The organism is Flavobacterium sp. (assembly GCF_043720215.1).
In the GTDB taxonomy this organism is placed as follows: Bacteria; Bacteroidota; Bacteroidia; order Flavobacteriales; family Flavobacteriaceae; genus Flavobacterium.
In genome coordinates, this window is record NZ_JAYSSZ010000114.1 from 1 (window position 1) to 16369 (window position 16369).

General features: G+C 30.8%; 16 protein-coding genes. 4 read left to right on the top strand and 12 right to left on the bottom strand.

Going from position 1 to position 16369, the window contains the following annotated elements; translation table 11 throughout:
- Together ACHZC3_RS05370 and lptB are read left to right on the top strand one after the other, a co-directional pair.
- The coding region (locus ACHZC3_RS05370; RefSeq protein ID WP_394758850.1) for a carboxymuconolactone decarboxylase family protein at window positions 1-286 on the top strand (286 nt) is incomplete at its 5' end.
- A gap of 114 nt (window positions 287-400) precedes the next feature.
- Window positions 401-1141, top strand: a complete 741-nt coding sequence (gene lptB, locus ACHZC3_RS05375) for an LPS export ABC transporter ATP-binding protein (protein ID WP_394758851.1) — start codon at window positions 401-403, stop codon at window positions 1139-1141.
- Window positions 1142-1609: 468 nt separating this feature from the next.
- On the opposite strand, the gene ACHZC3_RS05380 is transcribed toward lptB, so the two are convergent.
- Complete coding sequence (locus tag ACHZC3_RS05380; RefSeq protein ID WP_394758852.1) at window positions 1610-2440, bottom strand: glycoside hydrolase family 25 protein; 831 nt, start codon at window positions 2438-2440, stop codon at window positions 1610-1612.
- A gap of 6 nt (window positions 2441-2446) precedes the next feature.
- Complete coding sequence (locus ACHZC3_RS05385) at window positions 2447-3184, bottom strand: CDP-alcohol phosphatidyltransferase family protein (RefSeq protein WP_394758853.1); 738 nt, start codon at window positions 3182-3184, stop codon at window positions 2447-2449.
- A gap of 194 nt (window positions 3185-3378) precedes the next feature.
- Here ACHZC3_RS05385 and ACHZC3_RS05390 point away from each other — a divergent pair, with 194 nt between their 5' ends.
- Window positions 3379-4371 carry a PorV/PorQ family protein gene (locus ACHZC3_RS05390; protein ID WP_394758884.1) on the top strand — a complete coding sequence of 331 codons (993 nt, stop codon included), beginning with the start codon at window positions 3379-3381 and terminating at the stop codon, window positions 4369-4371.
- A gap of 10 nt (window positions 4372-4381) precedes the next feature.
- Window positions 4382-5521, top strand: coding sequence for a DUF4105 domain-containing protein (locus ACHZC3_RS05395; RefSeq protein ID WP_394758854.1), 1140 nt, complete (start codon window positions 4382-4384; stop codon window positions 5519-5521).
- Here ACHZC3_RS05395 and ACHZC3_RS05400 read toward each other — a convergent pair.
- From ACHZC3_RS05400 to ACHZC3_RS05445, 10 genes are all read right to left on the bottom strand, one after another.
- Window positions 5490-6884, bottom strand: a complete 1395-nt coding sequence (locus tag ACHZC3_RS05400) for an exopolysaccharide biosynthesis polyprenyl glycosylphosphotransferase (RefSeq protein ID WP_394758855.1) — start codon at window positions 6882-6884, stop codon at window positions 5490-5492. The genes ACHZC3_RS05395 and ACHZC3_RS05400 overlap by 32 nt on opposite strands.
- Before the next feature lie 35 nt (window positions 6885-6919).
- A complete protein-coding gene (locus ACHZC3_RS05405; RefSeq protein WP_394758856.1) occupies window positions 6920-8248 on the bottom strand; it encodes an O-antigen ligase family protein in 1329 nt (442 codons plus the stop codon).
- 100 nt (window positions 8249-8348) lie between these two features.
- Complete coding sequence (locus tag ACHZC3_RS05410) at window positions 8349-9485, bottom strand: glycosyltransferase (protein ID WP_394758857.1); 1137 nt, start codon at window positions 9483-9485, stop codon at window positions 8349-8351.
- Window positions 9486-10589: a glycosyltransferase family 4 protein gene (locus ACHZC3_RS05415; protein WP_394758858.1), complete on the bottom strand. Its 1104-nt coding sequence runs from the start codon at window positions 10587-10589 to the stop codon at window positions 9486-9488. It abuts the gene before it with no gap.
- A gap of 11 nt (window positions 10590-10600) precedes the next feature.
- Window positions 10601-11128 (bottom strand): serine acetyltransferase, encoded by a 528-nt coding sequence (locus tag ACHZC3_RS05420; protein WP_394758859.1) that lies wholly within the window; start codon window positions 11126-11128, stop codon window positions 10601-10603.
- Window positions 11129-11158: 30 nt separating this feature from the next.
- The gene (gene rffA, locus ACHZC3_RS05425; protein ID WP_394758860.1) at window positions 11159-12301 is read right to left on the bottom strand and encodes a dTDP-4-amino-4,6-dideoxygalactose transaminase; all 1143 of its coding nucleotides are present in this window, start codon (window positions 12299-12301) and stop codon (window positions 11159-11161) included.
- A complete protein-coding gene (locus tag ACHZC3_RS05430; protein ID WP_394758861.1) occupies window positions 12298-12984 on the bottom strand; it encodes a GNAT family N-acetyltransferase in 687 nt (228 codons plus the stop codon). The genes rffA and ACHZC3_RS05430 overlap by 4 nt, the downstream gene beginning before the upstream one ends.
- Window positions 12981-13907, bottom strand: coding sequence for a glycosyltransferase family 2 protein (locus tag ACHZC3_RS05435; protein WP_394758862.1), 927 nt, complete (start codon window positions 13905-13907; stop codon window positions 12981-12983). The genes ACHZC3_RS05430 and ACHZC3_RS05435 overlap by 4 nt, the downstream gene beginning before the upstream one ends.
- Window positions 13908-13920: 13 nt before the next feature.
- Window positions 13921-15267, bottom strand: a complete 1347-nt coding sequence (locus tag ACHZC3_RS05440; protein WP_394758863.1) for a glycosyltransferase family 2 protein — start codon at window positions 15265-15267, stop codon at window positions 13921-13923.
- On the bottom strand, window positions 15257-16315 hold the full coding sequence (locus tag ACHZC3_RS05445) for an exostosin family protein (RefSeq protein WP_394758864.1): 1059 nt from the start codon (window positions 16313-16315) through the stop codon (window positions 15257-15259). Before ACHZC3_RS05445 ends, ACHZC3_RS05440 begins: the two co-directional genes overlap by 11 nt.
- Window positions 16316-16369 lie beyond the last annotated feature (54 nt).

The following is a 16369-nucleotide window of genomic DNA, read 5'->3' on the forward strand; positions in this document are numbered from 1 at the left end:
CAATAATAAAGTCATCAAAAGAATTTTTAATCTCGACACTAATACTTATGCCGAAGGCGCACTTGATGTTCGTACCAAAGAATTGTTAGGGCTTGTAGCATCAGCTGTTTTGCGTTGCGATGATTGCATAAAATACCATCTAGAAACAGCCTACAAACTAGGCGTTACCAAAGAAGAAATGATGGAAACTATGAGTGTTGCGACTTTAGTAGGCGGAACTATTGTAATTCCTCATTTGCGTCGTGCTTACGAATTTTGGGAAGCATTAGAAGACCCGAGGCAGTAGCCGAACAGAGCGAAGCTAAACTAAATAATTGTTAATGTGTTTATTTGTTGATTCGTTTAATCGTTTATTTGTACGATTAAACATTTTACCGATTAAACGATTAAACGAAACAAAATGATATTAAGAGCAGAAAACTTAGTCAAAACCTATAAAGGAAGAAGTGTTGTAAAAGGTATTTCAGTCGAGGTAAATCAAGGAGAAATCGTAGGTTTATTGGGTCCGAATGGAGCTGGAAAAACCACTTCTTTTTATATGATTGTAGGTTTAGTAAAACCAAATTCTGGAAATATTTATCTAGACGATATGAATATTACCGATTATCCGATGTACAAACGAGCGCAAAATGGTATTGGTTATTTAGCACAAGAAGCTTCTGTTTTTAGAAAATTGAGTATCGAAGATAATATTTTAAGTGTTTTGCAACTCACCAATTTATCGAAAGCAGAGCAAGAGGCAAAAATGGAATCGCTAATTGATGAGTTTAGCTTGCAACACATTCGTACTAATCGTGGTGATTTATTATCTGGTGGAGAGCGTCGTCGTACTGAAATCGCGCGTTGTTTAGCGACTGATCCTAAATTTATTCTACTAGACGAACCTTTCGCCGGAGTAGATCCTGTTGCTGTAGAAGATATTCAGAGAATTGTAGCCCAACTTAAAAATAAGAATATCGGAATTTTAATTACCGACCATAACGTACAAGAAACACTTGCTATTACCGATAAAACGTATCTTATGTTTGAAGGAGGAATCCTAAAAGCTGGAGTTCCAGAAGAATTAGTAGAAGACGAAATGGTTCGAAGAGTTTATTTAGGTCAGAACTTTGAGTTAAGAAGAAAGAAATTGGAGTTTTAAATCTATGAAAACAATAATTTCTATTTTATTTTGTATGCTTTTTTTAGAAGTCACTCTCAAAATAGCGACATAAAAAACATCCATTTTCACTACAATAGATCAAACATTATAAATAGTGATATTGACATATATTTTTATCAAGAAATAAAAAATAATACTGTAAAAGTATCAGTCAATAAATACAAAAACAACAACGAATACACAATTAGTTCGAAAAAATTCTCTGAACTAATCAAATCAGTATTAAAAATATCACTAAAAGATGTTATACAAGATATAAGAAGCTGTCTTGACGGAGAAGATATGGAAATCAGTTTTTCTACTACATGCTATATGCCAACAAATGAAGTCATATATAAAACATCTTGTCTAAGCACAGAGGATGAAAAAACAGTTTTAAAAGATTATCTATCTGCGGTAAATTTAGTATTAGAAGTTTCAAAATTAAAATTTACTGATCTAGAATAACTACTTTATCAATAATTCTTTCAAATCTACCGAAGTTCCGTTATAAATATTTACATCTACACAGCCTATTATTCCGTTTACTTTTCCGTTTTCGGTTACTTGCCAAAAAGACCAATCGGAATCAATATTAGTATAAAAAGCAGTGTAATTTGCTATCCAGAAAGGATATTCTGAAAAATCATCCTGTAGAAAATCATTGTAATAACTCTCACCACTGTAAATAATTGGTTTTACACCATAATGTTTTTCGACTACATCGAGCCAGCGTTGCAAACCAACTTTTAACCTTTCTATAGATTGTTCTTTTGGTAGTTTTTCAATATCTAAAACAGGTGGAAAATCACCTTTATGCAATCTTACATTTTTTATAAAATTATTAGCTTGCTCGATCGAATTTTCGTTGGGACGATAATAATGATAAGCACCACAAATAAGCTTACTTTCTTTGGCTCTAGCCCAATATTTTTTAAACTTATAATCTCGTCGGTCATTACCAACAGTGGCACGAACAAAAACAAATTCGATAGGAAAACCACCGTCTATTTCTTTAACATTATCCCAATCAATTTTATCTTGGTATTCAGAAATATCAATTCCAAAGGATTTTTCAATATGTGTATCTAAGACTTTATCGAGTGAAACCATTCTAGTTTCAATACTACTTTTATCAGTTTTAAAACCTAAATAATAAGCCAAAACATTTCTTTGGCTATATAAAATAAGGAATAAAAATGCAATAAAAGCCAATCCATAAAACACATTACTCTTGAAGAATGAATTTTGTTTTTTGGATTTTGTAGTTTTTCGAACAGCAGCTTTTTTTACAGCCATTGCTAATTATTTTTTTGAAAACATATTATTTACAACCGAAAGTAATACATAGAAAACAATAATTAATGCAACTCCTAAGTATCTAAATAGCACTAAAAACAATAAAGCTACTACTAAAAAAAAGATTTGTAAAGCATTTTTTTTGAATGTGAAATTTTTAATTTTTAAAGAAAATAATGGAATTTCGGCATTCATTATATAGGCGCTTATAAACGAAATTACAATTAGAACCCAATAATTTTGAAGTGCATTTGTAATAAACTCAACATTTGAATATTGCAAAATAAGTGGTAAACTTAAAATAAACAAGGCGTTTGCTGGTGTTGGAACACCAATAAAAGAATCTGTTTGACGTGTGTCTATATTAAAATTCGCCAAGCGATAACACGATCCTAAAGTAATTATAAAACCTAAAAAAGGTAAAATCATCACCGAATTATCCCAAGAAGAAACACTAATCACTTTTTCTTCGCCAAACGATTTTAGAAGCAGCTGAAACATAACTACTCCTGGCACAACGCCGCTTGTAACCATATCTGCTAGTGAATCTAATTGCAATCCAAGTGGACTTGAAACTTTGAATAATCTTGCGAAAAAACCATCAAAAAAATCGAGAAAAATACCCAAACAAACAAAATAAAATGCCAATTCAAATTCTAGCTGGAATGCAAATACAAGTGCAACGCAACCCGAAAATAAGTTTAATAAAGTAATTATATTAGGAATGTGTTTTTTAATGTTCATTTTGAAAAAAATTTAATTAACGATTACGCAAATTTAACACAATAAGTTTATACATTGTTGAGTTTATTATATCAGAATTTTATTTAATCTTTGCAATAAATTAATTATCCTTGAAAAAGCTTATACTTTTTATATTTTTAGTCACATTTAGCTTTACAAAAGCGCAAACTATACGTAAATATTCGAATGAATTTATGAATATTGGTGTAGATGCACGTGCCTTTGGCATGGCAAATGCTATGGTTGCTCATACTGGCGATGTAAATTCTGGTTATTGGAATCCGACTGGTTTACTAAAAATTGAAGACAGTGAAGCATCACTTATGCATGCTAATTATTTTGCCAACATTGCGCAATACGATTATGCTGCTTATGCAAAAAAAATAGATGATCGCAGTGCATGGGGAGCTTCAATTATACGTTTTGGTGTTGATGATATTTTAAATACAACGGAACTTATTGATGCCAATGGAAATATAGATTACAATAGAATCAGCTTATTTTCGACAGCAGATTATGGATTTACATTCTCTTATGCTAGAAAATTACCGCTTCAAGGTTTTCAATATGGAGCTAATGCTAAAGTGATTCGAAGAATTATAGGAGATTTTGCAAGTTCTTGGGGATTTGGTTTTGATTTGGGATTGCAATTCGAAAAAAACAATTGGCAATTTGGATTGATGGTTCGTGATATAAGTACCACTTACAATATTTGGAATATTAACGAAGGTGAATTTAAGAAAATAAAAGATGCTCAAACGCTAAATCCGTTACAAAATCAAGATTTGCCAGAAAGTAGCGAAATTACTTTACCAAAAATGCAACTTGGTGCAGCTAAAAAATATGAATTTCATAACGATATGAGTTTGTTAGCTTCCGCCAATTTGAATGTACAATTTCAACAAACAAACGATTTAATTTCTAGTAGTTTTGCGAGTATCGATCCTGCTTTAGGGTTTGAATTTGGTTACAATAAACTAGCCTTTTTAAGAGCTGGTTTTGGAAATTTTCAGAAAATACAACAAATTGACGGTTCAAACAAAACCGGGTTTCAACCCAATCTTGGCGTAGGGTTTCAGTACAAAGGAATTGCTATCGATTATGCTTTGACTGATTTAGGAAACCAAAGTGCTGCTTTGTATTCGAATGTATTTTCGTTGAAAGTTGATTTAAGTATCTTTAGATAAAATTCTTACGATGATAAAAAAGGTACTTTTATTATTTTGTTTCATACACTTTTCGATAAGTTATTCTCAACAATCGCCAATTTCTGAAAACACAAAAATTAGTATACTTACTGTTGGTCTTGCTGATGAAGTTCACTCCTTATATGGTCATACTGCGATAAGAATTAGAAATCAAGATTCTGATTTTGACATTGTTTATAATTACGGTATGTTCGATTTTAGAACAGAAAATTTTGTTGCAAAATTTGCAAAAGGTGATTTGCAATATTACGCGGCAGCTTATCCTTATATAGATTTTGAATATAGTTACAGGGAAGATAATCGTTCTATTTACGAGCAAGTTCTTAATTTATCTCTTCAGGAAAAACAGACTTTAATTGACAAATTGAATGTTTCTCTTTTGCCAGAAAATAGGTTTTATACTTATAAATTTATTGATAGAAATTGCACTACAAAAGTGATTGATATTGTAAACGAAATATTGGAAAACAAACCAATTACAAATAAAAACACAGCCAAACTTACCTATCGTGAAGTGCTAAATCCATATGCTGATAATCATTTTTATGAGCAGTTAGGAATTAATATTATTTTTGGAAAAAGAACAGATGATCCCGCTACAAAATTATTTCTTCCACTAGATTTGTTGGAAAATCTAAAGACAACAACTTACAAAAACAAGCCATTAGTTTCGGAAACAACCACTGTTTTTGAAGCCAATAGAATAGCACCAAAACCTTATTTAGATAGTATTTATTCGTTAATTGCTGTTTTAGTACTATTCGTTCTTTTGAATAAAAAAACAACAAACATCATTTACTTTTCTATTTTGGGATTAATTGGCTTATTATTTTTGTTCATGGGAATTTATTCGTTTCATAGAGAATTATATTGGAATTATAATATCTTGATGCTAAATCCTTTATTGTTAGTTCTTGTGTTTTTTATAATTCAAAACAACACCAAATGGATTAAAAAAATAAGTTTAATTTGTATATTATTCTTAGCAAGTTACACTTTTTACATGTTAGGCAAAGTACATGTATTGCTTGTTCTTCCTATTATAATTTCAACCTTTATAGTACTCTTAAGATTAGTCTTGAAGAAAGAAAACTTAATTACTGCCCACGATAAAACAGTACAGTACTAATTGTTTTTACCACAATATTTAGGTCTAAAAAAATGCTTCTGTGCTTTATGTAGTACAAATCGTATTGTAATTTAATCAAACTATCTTCTAGGGTTTCTCCATAAGAATAATTGACCTGTGCCCAACCTGTAAGACCTGGTTTTATGACATGTCTGGTTTCATAAAAAGGCATTATTTCGGCAATTTCTTTTACAAAAACTGGTCGTTCAGGTCTTGGCCCAATTACTGACATATCACCTTTTAGTACATTTATAAATTGCGGAACCTCATCTAATCTTGATTTTCGTAAAAATTTTCCAAAAGGCGTTATTCTAGAATCATTTACTGTTGCAAAAACAGCTCCACCGCTTTCAGCATTTATAATCATAGAGCGGAGTTTGTAAATATTAAAAACTTTTCCACTTTTTCCAACTCTTTCTTGTGTATAAAATAATGATCCACGGTTACCTATCGCATTACCAATTAATATTAATGGCAGGATGAGCAAACCTCCTAAAAGTCCTAAAAAGGAAGCTAAAATTTCTAATAACCTGACCGCAATTAAATATAATTTATTATGATTACTTCTAGAAAAAGGAAAATATTTATAAAAATCTCTAGATACATATTGCACAGGAATACGCTGGGTTATGCTTTCGTAAACTTGTGTATATTCACGAATAACAAATCCGTTTTCAAGCAGTCCTATTAGTTTATTGTATAATTCTACTGTAATTCCTTCTGTTTTTTGTGAGGCTATAACAATTTCAGATATGCTGTTTTTAATAATAAATTCTTCAATATTTTCTAATTCAATATTGTTTATAAAATTAAATTTAAATTCATTTGTTTCTTGCGTGTCGGAATTTATATATCCTTCAATTTTATAATGTGGATCTACACTTTGCAAACCTTTAACTAATTCTTCTAATTCTTCTTTATCACAAATTAAAATAACTTTTTTACCAAATCTTGTAGATGCGAAAAACTTTAAATATATCATTCTCCAAACAAACAAAGAGAGTAAAATAGACACGTAAAAAAGTAGAATTTGCAAGCGGTTTTCTGGGAGTTCTGGTGTAATAATTGGTGTAAGTAAATAAAGCAAAACTGTAGTCGAACTTACTAAAACAATACTTTTTATTACTTGAAACTGATTGCTGGCAATCTGCAAATTATACATTTCAAAAACAGAACCAAAAAAGAGTATGTATGTTGATAAAACTATTGTCCAATAGAAATTAGATTCTGTGATTTTAAAATAATGGAAATCTAAAATCACACCTAATAAATGTAAAATCCCTAAAACAAAAACCACATCAAAAAAACGAAGAAGGATTTTTCTTTCAGATATTTCGAAATGCATTTTTGATTGGGAAGTCATTATAAATAGGTTTATACAAATATCTAAAAATATATCTATTTATCAAGTATTTCTTCTTGAATTGCATTATTTGGTTTTTCTATAGTATAAATATGCAATAAAGAGAGTGCATACACAAAAGCTGGAGCAGCTATTCTCATAGCAGCATGATTTATTGTTAATAACCAAAATATAAAAAGCGACAATAAATAGATGTGTTGTCTATTATTTATATAAAGAGTTAATGGTGTCAAACCTAATATAAGCAAAGCTAAAATCCCAAAAGAACCCTGTTCAGCGAGCATTCTCGATATTTCATTATGTGTTGCGCCTACAATTTCTTTAGATTCATCTTGTCTATCTTCCTTACCTTTACCTACACCTACTCCCATAATTGGGTTTTCTAAAAACATATTAAACTCATCTTCTATAATATCCTCTCGTCCTGAGAGCCTACTCGCTTTTACCCTTCCTGCAGCATCTTCATTTGCATAACGTTTGTTTATAAGTCCTCCCGTTTCTAATGTGCTATATCCCCAGATTAAAGATATAGCAATTACTGAAAAAGCAACCATTTTTATTATTTTATATTTGGATTTTATTTTTACAGTTTTAAGCAAAATAAACATTAAAGAAATAACCATTATAAAGGAGCAAATCATTCCGCCTCTAGAAAAAGTCATTAATCCTCTAAATGCGAAAATGAACAATAAAATTATATTAATTATTTTTATCCATTTTTCTTTAGAATTAAATATGACTCTAGTGAAAACTATAAAAGTTCCCAACCCAATAACTGTAGAAACTTGATTTGGACCATACCCTCCAGAGGTAGCAAAATTAGAGTCAGTACCTGTTACAACTGCTTTTACACTTGGAGCATATAAAAACAAATAGGTAATTATAGTAATTATAGGCAACAACATACATAATAAAATATTATCAAGTTCTTTTATTGTAATGTTACGCTGATAGCAATATAGTGCGGAAATCCCCAGACATACAGGTCCAGATATATTAAATGCAATTGCTTTTCTTAAGCTTGTATCTAAATTTAGGGTAACCGAAGCAACTATTATTCCAGGAATCATTAATAACAAAAATACCCAATAGGGAAAAGAGTTTTTAGAAAATCCAGAAAAATAAATTCCCATAATCATATAGGCAATAATTGAATATTTCCCTATTTCATACAAGACATAACCACCTGTCATTCTTAACATTACTTCACTTCCTACAGCATAAGCGGCCACATACAATACTTGATTGTGGTTGTTTTCTGTCTTTAATACTAACAAAAAACTAATTGCCAAAATTGCAATTCCGTAAGGAATAGACAATTTAGATTGTATAAAAAGTAAAACACCAAATATTATATGGAGCAAAACAAGGCTTATGTATAAATTATTCTTTTTAAACATTATTTATATTTGTGGTAATCTGGAAAATTCTTATCGTAAAGGATTCAAAAGTACATACAAAATCCTAAGAAATAAAAACCAAATCGTTTAACTTCTTGAGATAGTTTATAAAAGTAAACTTTTTAGCCAATTCCTGAATTTTATTAGACTGCTCTTTTAGTTGTAAATGATTTGTAGAAATCGCTTTGTAAACAATAGCACCATAACTTTCTTCAGCATCCAAGTTCCATACAAATCCATTAGTATCATTAACATAATGTCCTATACTCCCAACATTAGATACAATTGGAACAACTCCATAACAAGCAGCTTCGGCAATAACTTTCGGAAAACCTTCCGAGTCTGAGGGAAGCAATAAAAAATGGGATTCCGATAAGATTTTATGTACATTAACTTTATCTAAAAACCCATGGTATTGTATTTTTCCTTTTAGAAAAGCAGTTTTTTCTTTGTAAAAAATTGTTTTTTCGCCATCTCCAATAAAATTCACTATGGCAATTTTATCTAATGGAATATATTGCAGTGCTTCAATAATTCTATCGACACCTTTTGCAGATTCTAATCTTCCTACAAATGTAAAAACAAATGGATTATCGAATCTTTTCACTTTACTTATTATTTTGCCTTTCTCTATATCATCTAGAGTCAGACAAGGATTTTCAAACGAGAGACAATATTTTGGTTGGTTTTCCCAAAAACCATTAATAGTAACTTTGCAGTTTGCCCAATTTTTTTTCAAAAACCAACGTTGGATTTTATAGGATATAGGCGGATTTTCTTGTCCCCAATTCCCTGCATATTTTATCCAAAGGGTAAATTTTCTATTTATAAAAAAGGAAAATAAAGGCAATAGAAATAATCCCATACTGGTAGGCAAACGCAATTGCACTTCCGAAGCACCGTCAAGAGATTTAACCACTTGACTTATAATTTTAGGTATTTTGGTAAAAATTAGAACTTTATCCAACAAACTCTTCCCTCCAAAAGGCGGGATAGGAACAAATGTGATGTTGTTTTTGGAATAAGGCAGCGAACTTAAAGGCATTTTAGTATCATACAAACAGGCAACATGACACACCTCATCCCAATAATCGGCAAGGAAATTGACTTCATTTATAGTCGATCCCCAGCCCATTATAATACCATTTTCATTGGTATAATGTTCGGTATGCGAAATAATTACTAATTTTTTCTTTTTCATTTAATCAATAATTTCCAAATACTTTTTAATAATGATATCCCAATCAAAATGCTTTGACCATTGCTTGGACTCAGTAGCATAATGGTTATAATGAGTCATAATTTCATCAAAAGCCGATGCAATTTCTGTTGCATCATGCGGATTGACTAATTTCCCTGAATATCCTTCTTTTATCGCATCAGCAATGCCACTATTTTTTGAACCAATAGCTGGTAATCCTAAAAAATTGGCTTCTAAAACAGCAATACCAAAACCTTCTACATCTCCATTTTTTAAATGATCACTTAACATAAAAAAAACTTTCGATTCAGAAACCACTTGCTTCAAATCATGATTTGACATCGCGCCATGAAATGTAACATTTTCATGAACATGAAGTGATTTCGCCAAAGCCTCAAACGTATCTTTTTCGGTAGGAATACCTATAACATGATAGTGTATTTCAGGATATTTTTCTTTTAATAACGGTAGCGCATTAATTACATTTTGTTGTCCTTTTCGATACGAAACGTTTCCTACGGTTACTATAGCGGGATTTCCTTTTAGTATAAAATCGGGATTATTGTTTTCCATTTCAGGAAAAGCAAAACCGTTATTGATTACTGCAATTTTTAAATTGGGATTGGTTTCTAGCGCTAAATTTTTAGTGAATTCGGAAACCGCTACTAAAGAGTCGAACTGAGATAGACTCCATTTTGTGATACGCTTGCTTAGTTTGCCACCAGCATAAATCTCGGAACCATGCAGTACCGCTACATATTTACTTCTAGAAAATAAAAGTTTCACAAATGCTCCTAACCACAAAGAAAATTTTCCTGAACTAATTACCGTAATTTTCTTATTCGTATTTACTGTTTTTATAGTTTGAAAAATCCTGCTCCAATAGGTAAACAAAACTATCGAGTACCTTTTTATTCTTTGCACTTTAATAGGCAATGGAGTATCAAAAACAATATCCTCTTCAATTTTTTTCGAGCGCTGATCAGTAATCACCATGACTTCCTTGCCTTCTTTTTGTAAAGACAAAGCCAGATGCAACGCATGATTGCCTATACCACCTGGTAAAGGTGGGAATTCAGAAGATAGGATTAGAATGTTTTTCATGTGTAAATTTTCTAAATTTCTTTTGCAGGAACTCCAACTAAAGTTACATTGTTTTGCAAGCAATCTTTTACAACACAAGCAGATGCACCAATGTTTATGTTATCCAAAAGTACGATTGGCCCAATAATAACTGCATTAGCACCTAAGCTACAGTTATTCCCAATTTTAATTCCACCTGGTTTACAAAAAGTATTTGCTCCAATAACATTTCCTCCAGTAAGTGTTATATTTTCTCCTATGACAGAGAATCCAGAAATTACAACTCCAACTGCTGGATGCAAAATTAAAATACCACCTTTTATATCTGCTTTGTAATTAATTTCAATGTTTGAATAGGCATAAATAATATTAAATAATGGAAGAAATAGTATTCTAATCTTACTGTATGAATTTCCAAAAATTAAAAAAAAGGCTCTTTCTAATCGATATATAAATATCCCAAAAAAAGCTCTACTTAACCAAATATGTAAAATTCTAATTTTATATTTACCTAATAACCTTTTAACATCTTGTGTAAAAAAAAAGAATTGAGACTTCATCGTTTTATTTTTAAATAAAGATTTATTTTATTACGTTATTTTATTCGATTCAAATATTATCTGAACTATTTCTTCAACTTCTTTAACTTCCAATTCGTAAAACATAGGCAATCTTAGCAAACAATTTGTGAATTTATCAGAATTTACCAATTCTCTTCCATCGTGTTTGTTTGTATAATAGGGACTGGAATGTAGTGATATATAATGAAAAACAGCGTAAAACCCCTTTTTCTTCAAAACATCAATTAGTTTATTTCTTTGCTCAATATTTTTTAGAACAATATAAAATAGGTGTCCATTTTTTGTGGCATATTCTGGAGTTTTGGGTAAATTGATGTCTTCTAAATTCAATTCTAAAAGTGCATCGGAATACGTTTGCCAAAGCAGTTTTCTTTTAGCTTGAATCTGGTCTAAATTTTCGATTTGCGCCCATAGAAAAGCGGCTATCACTTCTGATGGCAAAAAGGAAGAACCCACGTCTACCCAGTTGTATTTATTAACTTCTCCTCTAAAAAATTCGACCCTATTGGTTCCTTTTTCCCAAATAATTTCAGCTCTATGAATAAATCTATCATCATTTATCGTAAGCATTCCTCCTTCTCCAGAAATAATATTTTTAGTTTCATGAAAAGAAAAAGTGGCCAAATGACCAATGCTTCCCAAGGCTCGTTTTACCCCATCTTTACCAATATAAAAACTATCTATGGCTTGTGCGGCATCTTCAATTACGAGTAAATTATATTTGGTAGCTAATGCCATGATTTTATCCATATCGCAAGCTACTCCTGCATAATGAACGGGAACAATGGCTTTAGTTTTATTAGTAATTAATGCTTCAATTTTATCAGCATCTATATTTGGATTATCAGTGTACGAATCAGCAAAAATAATTTTAGCCCCTTGTCTTACAAAAGCAATTGCTGTAGACACAAAGGTAAAACTTGGCACAATTACTTCGTCTCCTTCCTGTATATTAGCCAACATAGCTGCCATTTCTAGCGCATCAGTGCAAGATGTAGTGAGCAATACTTTTTTGAAACTATATTTTTCTTCAAAAAAATCTTGACATTTTTTAGTAAACATTCCATTACCTGATATTTTTCCAGAATTTACCGCTTCATAGATGTAATGAGTTTCTTTTCCTGTTAGAAATGGTTTATTGAATGGTATCATATTTTCCAATAATGTTTAATATATTTTTTCTCTAAAATTGTGTAACCCAGTTTTTCATAAATATAACATGCACCTACATTGGATCTTTGTGTTGGAATCATCAATTTTTTTACATTGAGGTTTCTCATTTTTTGAGCTACATATTCAAATAATTTAATTCCAATTTTTTTTCCTTGGTATTGAGGTAAAACGGCTAACAAATAATAAGTTGCAATATCGTTGTCTATTTTATACGTTACAAAACCCATTAACTCTCCATTTTCCTCATAAACTAGTAATTCATCTGCATTCTTACCATTTAACGAGTTATCAATCCAGGTTCTGTATAATTTTTTGAACTTTTCTTTATCAAATTTAGTATCCAAATTAAATCGACTAAAACTTCCGCCTACATAGGCTAATTCGTATAATTTTTCTATTGGAAATTTATTCTCATCAAAAGGAAAAATATTTTCAATTTCGATTTCATTCTCCTTTTTTTCTAAATCTTTTATATAAATAAGTGTTTGATCTGTAAATGTGTTTTGATATCCTTTTATATCAAGTTGACTATCATTTTTACTTTTTACATATACTAAATCGTAGGCATCAGCATCAATAACACAATTATCTTTTTCTAGATTTACTTCTCCAATTTCTAAATTAAAAAAATCTGAATCCCAATCTAATTTTTTAATACTCATAAAATTTCGTCTATTATAAACACTTGTCTATTTTTAGTTTGGTCAAATATTTTACCTATATAAATTCCACAAATGCCAACAGTTGTAATGATTACTCCCGATAAGAACCAAATAGAAACCATGAGCGAAGTATAACCCAAAACTCCAATTTGATTTGTTACTGATAAATATATTGTATGCATTCCTACTAAAAATGAGATTGCAGATATAACCAATCCAAATTTAACGCAGAGTTTCAATGGTTTATTTGAAAAAGAAATTATGGTATTTAATGCTAGTGAAATCAATTTTGTAATTGAATACGAAGATTTTCCAGAATCTCTTTCGGCATGTTCAACTTTTACAGTTGTTGCGTTGTATCCTACCCAATTTACTAATAATGGAAATAATTTTATATAGTCATTTATTCTTAAAACTTCAGTAATGATTTTACTCTTATATATTCCGAAGTTTGCTATTGTGCTATCCGTTTTAGTATCTGTCAAGTAGTTGTATAAAGAATAAAACAATTTAGACATCAGCTTTTTTAAAAACCCGTCTTGTCTATTTTCTCTCTTTGCCATTACAATATCATAACCTTCTTGTGCTTTGTTATATAATTTGATAATTTCTTTAGGCTGGTCTTGCAAATCACAATCCATAACTACAATCCAATTTCCTTTTGCCTGACTCAAACCGGCTATTATGGCTGGATGTTGCCCGAAATTTTTACTCAATCTGATACTTCTTACTTCTGGAAATTTTGACGAAAGTTGTTTCATTACTTCCCATGAATTATCAGGACTTCTATCATCGACCAAGATAATTTCGAAAGTACAGTTTAGTTGTAGCATTGTTTTGAAAATCTCATCTACTAATTTCTCGATGCTGTTTTCTGCTTTATAAACTGGACTTACTATAGAAATATGTGGTTTTTCAGTCATTGAATTAATTATTTTAGAGCTTCTTTAGTTTTTCAGTTTTGTCGCCTTCTTTAATTTTTATACTCGCTAACTGCCATGATTTCAAAACTTGAAAACAAACCAATGGCAATACCAATGGCAAGGTAAGAAAACTAAGTACTTTCAGAAACTTACTTTTTTTGAATTGGTAAGGAACTAACGATGGTAATATAGCATGTAGTATATAATATTTAGTGAGATTTGTTCCAAAATATTTTCTTGCTAAATACAAAACACTCGGTACAGGTCGTGGCCCTAATAGTTTTTTAGGTCGCCAACCGTCCCAACTACCCATTTGTCGTAAACCTCCTTGACTTACTTTGAGGTGAATTCGCTTGGCTTTATAATTAGAAATATTTTTATATCCTGCTAAATAGGCTCTTAACCCAAATTCGCCATCTCCCATGCGTTGTTTTTCGAATTGACGGTCAAATAATCCAATATGCTCGAAAATTTCTCTTTTTAGCAATACGTTCCCAGTATCTAATTGATCGCTCCAGCGGAAATAACTGTAGTGTTTGGGTATTTCGTCACCAGTTGTACTTATTGAAACGCCAGAAGACAAATCGGCATCAAAAAAATCTAGTGTTTTTATGTGTTCTGCAATCCAATTGGGTTCTACTAACGAATCATCATCATACAACAAGATATATTTTCCTTTACTAAATTGTATGGCTTCATTTCTAGCTCGCCAAAGTGCTTTCTCTTCCTGAAACCAGAAATGCAAATCGAGATTCCAACCATTGTAAAAATCTTCTTGAAAATCGTCAGTCTGATCGACAATAATGACTTCAAAATTTTTATAGATCTGGTTTTCTAAATCCCGCAACACATCTTTTAGATAAACATATCTATTTAGTGTTGGAATTATTACCGAGACTAAAGGCAATTCATGTACTAATTTACTATCGAAAGTTTCGTATTTAAGATAGTTGAAATGATCTTTAGAATAATCGAAACGTTTTGTTTTTTTAGCTTTTAGAAAATTAATAATTTCAGAAAATGGGTTATGAAGTGTGATTATTCGAATAAGCAATACATAATAAACCCATGCTTTGTGAAAATTTTTGAACAAGAAAACATACTCGTCTTGTAACGGAATAGCTTCTTTTTTCCAGATATCCAATCCTGCTTTATACTCTTTATTTATAAATCCTTGCTGAAAAGCTGTCCAAGCAACATCACGTTCTTGCGCTATATTACTTTTGTAATTAGTATCTATAGAATATGGAAATGAAACTGTGTCTAATTGTTGTATAGTTGGAAAATATCCAAAATCTTTATTCGATTTTAAATTAAAATAAGCAACAGGTTGCAGGTATTTATAAAAACTAAATATCATTCGATATCATTTCAAGCATTCCTTTTACAGAAAGTGTCTCTTTCCATAATTGTCTATTATTGAGTTGCATTTTAACAAAATTATCTTCTGATAATTGATGGTGAAAATCACTAACAATTGTTGCAATTTTCTTTCTCTCCTTCCACTCTATCCAAACCACATGATTTTTCCAATTTATGGTTTCTTCAAATGGCAACAGGCAATCGGTATCTACAAAAATAGGGATTTTCCCTAACATGAGTGTCTCGTATAATCGCACAGAAAAATTGCCTCCCCCTCGTACACATAGTATATAATCGGACTGATGGATATTCTGGTAATATTCTAACGTTGTGGCTTCTCGTTGTACTTCAGTAATGGCACCACCACGATAATTTTTGCGGTAGATGAAATTTGTTTTGATGAGGGCTGATCTTTCAAAATAACGCAACAACTTTGCTCGTTCGTATGCCGAGGCAAACAAAGTTTCATAATCTTTTCGGAAAGGTTTTTTTAGGAATCGCGTACTATTTTCTAAAAGACATTTCGCTATTTCCTTTAGTCGCTTGGTTGATGATGCGGTAGCATGACCACAAAAACCGACTATTGGCACTTCTTTTTTGGTAGATGGCATTATCGTTTCTTGACTAAACAATCGGTGGAAATGATCGGATAACGAAACGGGAAATCCTTTATTTTTATCCGATAATTGTTTTTTGAATCCACCCATTCTAAAATATACAATATTAGAAAATTCTGGAAAAGCAATACCAAAATCACCTCCTATAAATCCGAAAGCTTTGATGTTGTATTGGATACAGAGCGCATTTATTGTTGCTAATTCGTCGCCTTTATTTTCTGCAAAATAGGTGTTTATTGAAAAAGGGATGAGTACCATTTGGGCATTTTCTATGCTTTCTGTAAAGTAGAAATCGTTACCTAAATTCCATTTATTATTTGCAATAATATTATTTGCCCAGCCTTTTTCTGAATAAAAAGGTCGGTTTAAGATAAAAAGAGTTCTTTTGTCTTTTGCCGGAAAGCTAATATTGGGAATGAAGATATTCAAAAGAATGCTTTTTAAAACAGTTTATTTATATTATTTATGAAATGAAAAAACAAA

Bases quoted from the DNA above. Each gene is read 5' to 3' on its own strand.
- lptB (WP_394758851.1), top strand. From the start codon at position 401: ATGATATTAAGAGCAGAAAACTTAGTCAAAACCTATAAAGGAAGAAGT.
- ACHZC3_RS05380 (WP_394758852.1), bottom strand. From the start codon at position 2,440: ATGGCTGTAAAAAAAGCTGCTGTTCGAAAAACTACAAAATCCAAAAAA.
- ACHZC3_RS05385 (WP_394758853.1), bottom strand. From the start codon at position 3,184: ATGAACATTAAAAAACACATTCCTAATATAATTACTTTATTAAACTTA.
- ACHZC3_RS05390 (WP_394758884.1), top strand. From the start codon at position 3,379: ATGAATATTGGTGTAGATGCACGTGCCTTTGGCATGGCAAATGCTATG.
- ACHZC3_RS05395 (WP_394758854.1), top strand. From the start codon at position 4,382: ATGATAAAAAAGGTACTTTTATTATTTTGTTTCATACACTTTTCGATA.
- ACHZC3_RS05400 (WP_394758855.1), bottom strand. From the start codon at position 6,884: ATGACTTCCCAATCAAAAATGCATTTCGAAATATCTGAAAGAAAAATC.
- ACHZC3_RS05410 (WP_394758857.1), bottom strand. From the start codon at position 9,485: ATGAAAAAGAAAAAATTAGTAATTATTTCGCATACCGAACATTATACC.
- ACHZC3_RS05415 (WP_394758858.1), bottom strand. From the start codon at position 10,589: ATGAAAAACATTCTAATCCTATCTTCTGAATTCCCACCTTTACCAGGT.
- ACHZC3_RS05420 (WP_394758859.1), bottom strand. From the start codon at position 11,128: ATGAAGTCTCAATTCTTTTTTTTTACACAAGATGTTAAAAGGTTATTA.
- rffA (WP_394758860.1), bottom strand. From the start codon at position 12,301: ATGATACCATTCAATAAACCATTTCTAACAGGAAAAGAAACTCATTAC.
- ACHZC3_RS05430 (WP_394758861.1), bottom strand. From the start codon at position 12,984: ATGAGTATTAAAAAATTAGATTGGGATTCAGATTTTTTTAATTTAGAA.
- ACHZC3_RS05435 (WP_394758862.1), bottom strand. From the start codon at position 13,907: ATGACTGAAAAACCACATATTTCTATAGTAAGTCCAGTTTATAAAGCA.
- ACHZC3_RS05440 (WP_394758863.1), bottom strand. From the start codon at position 15,267: ATGATATTTAGTTTTTATAAATACCTGCAACCTGTTGCTTATTTTAAT.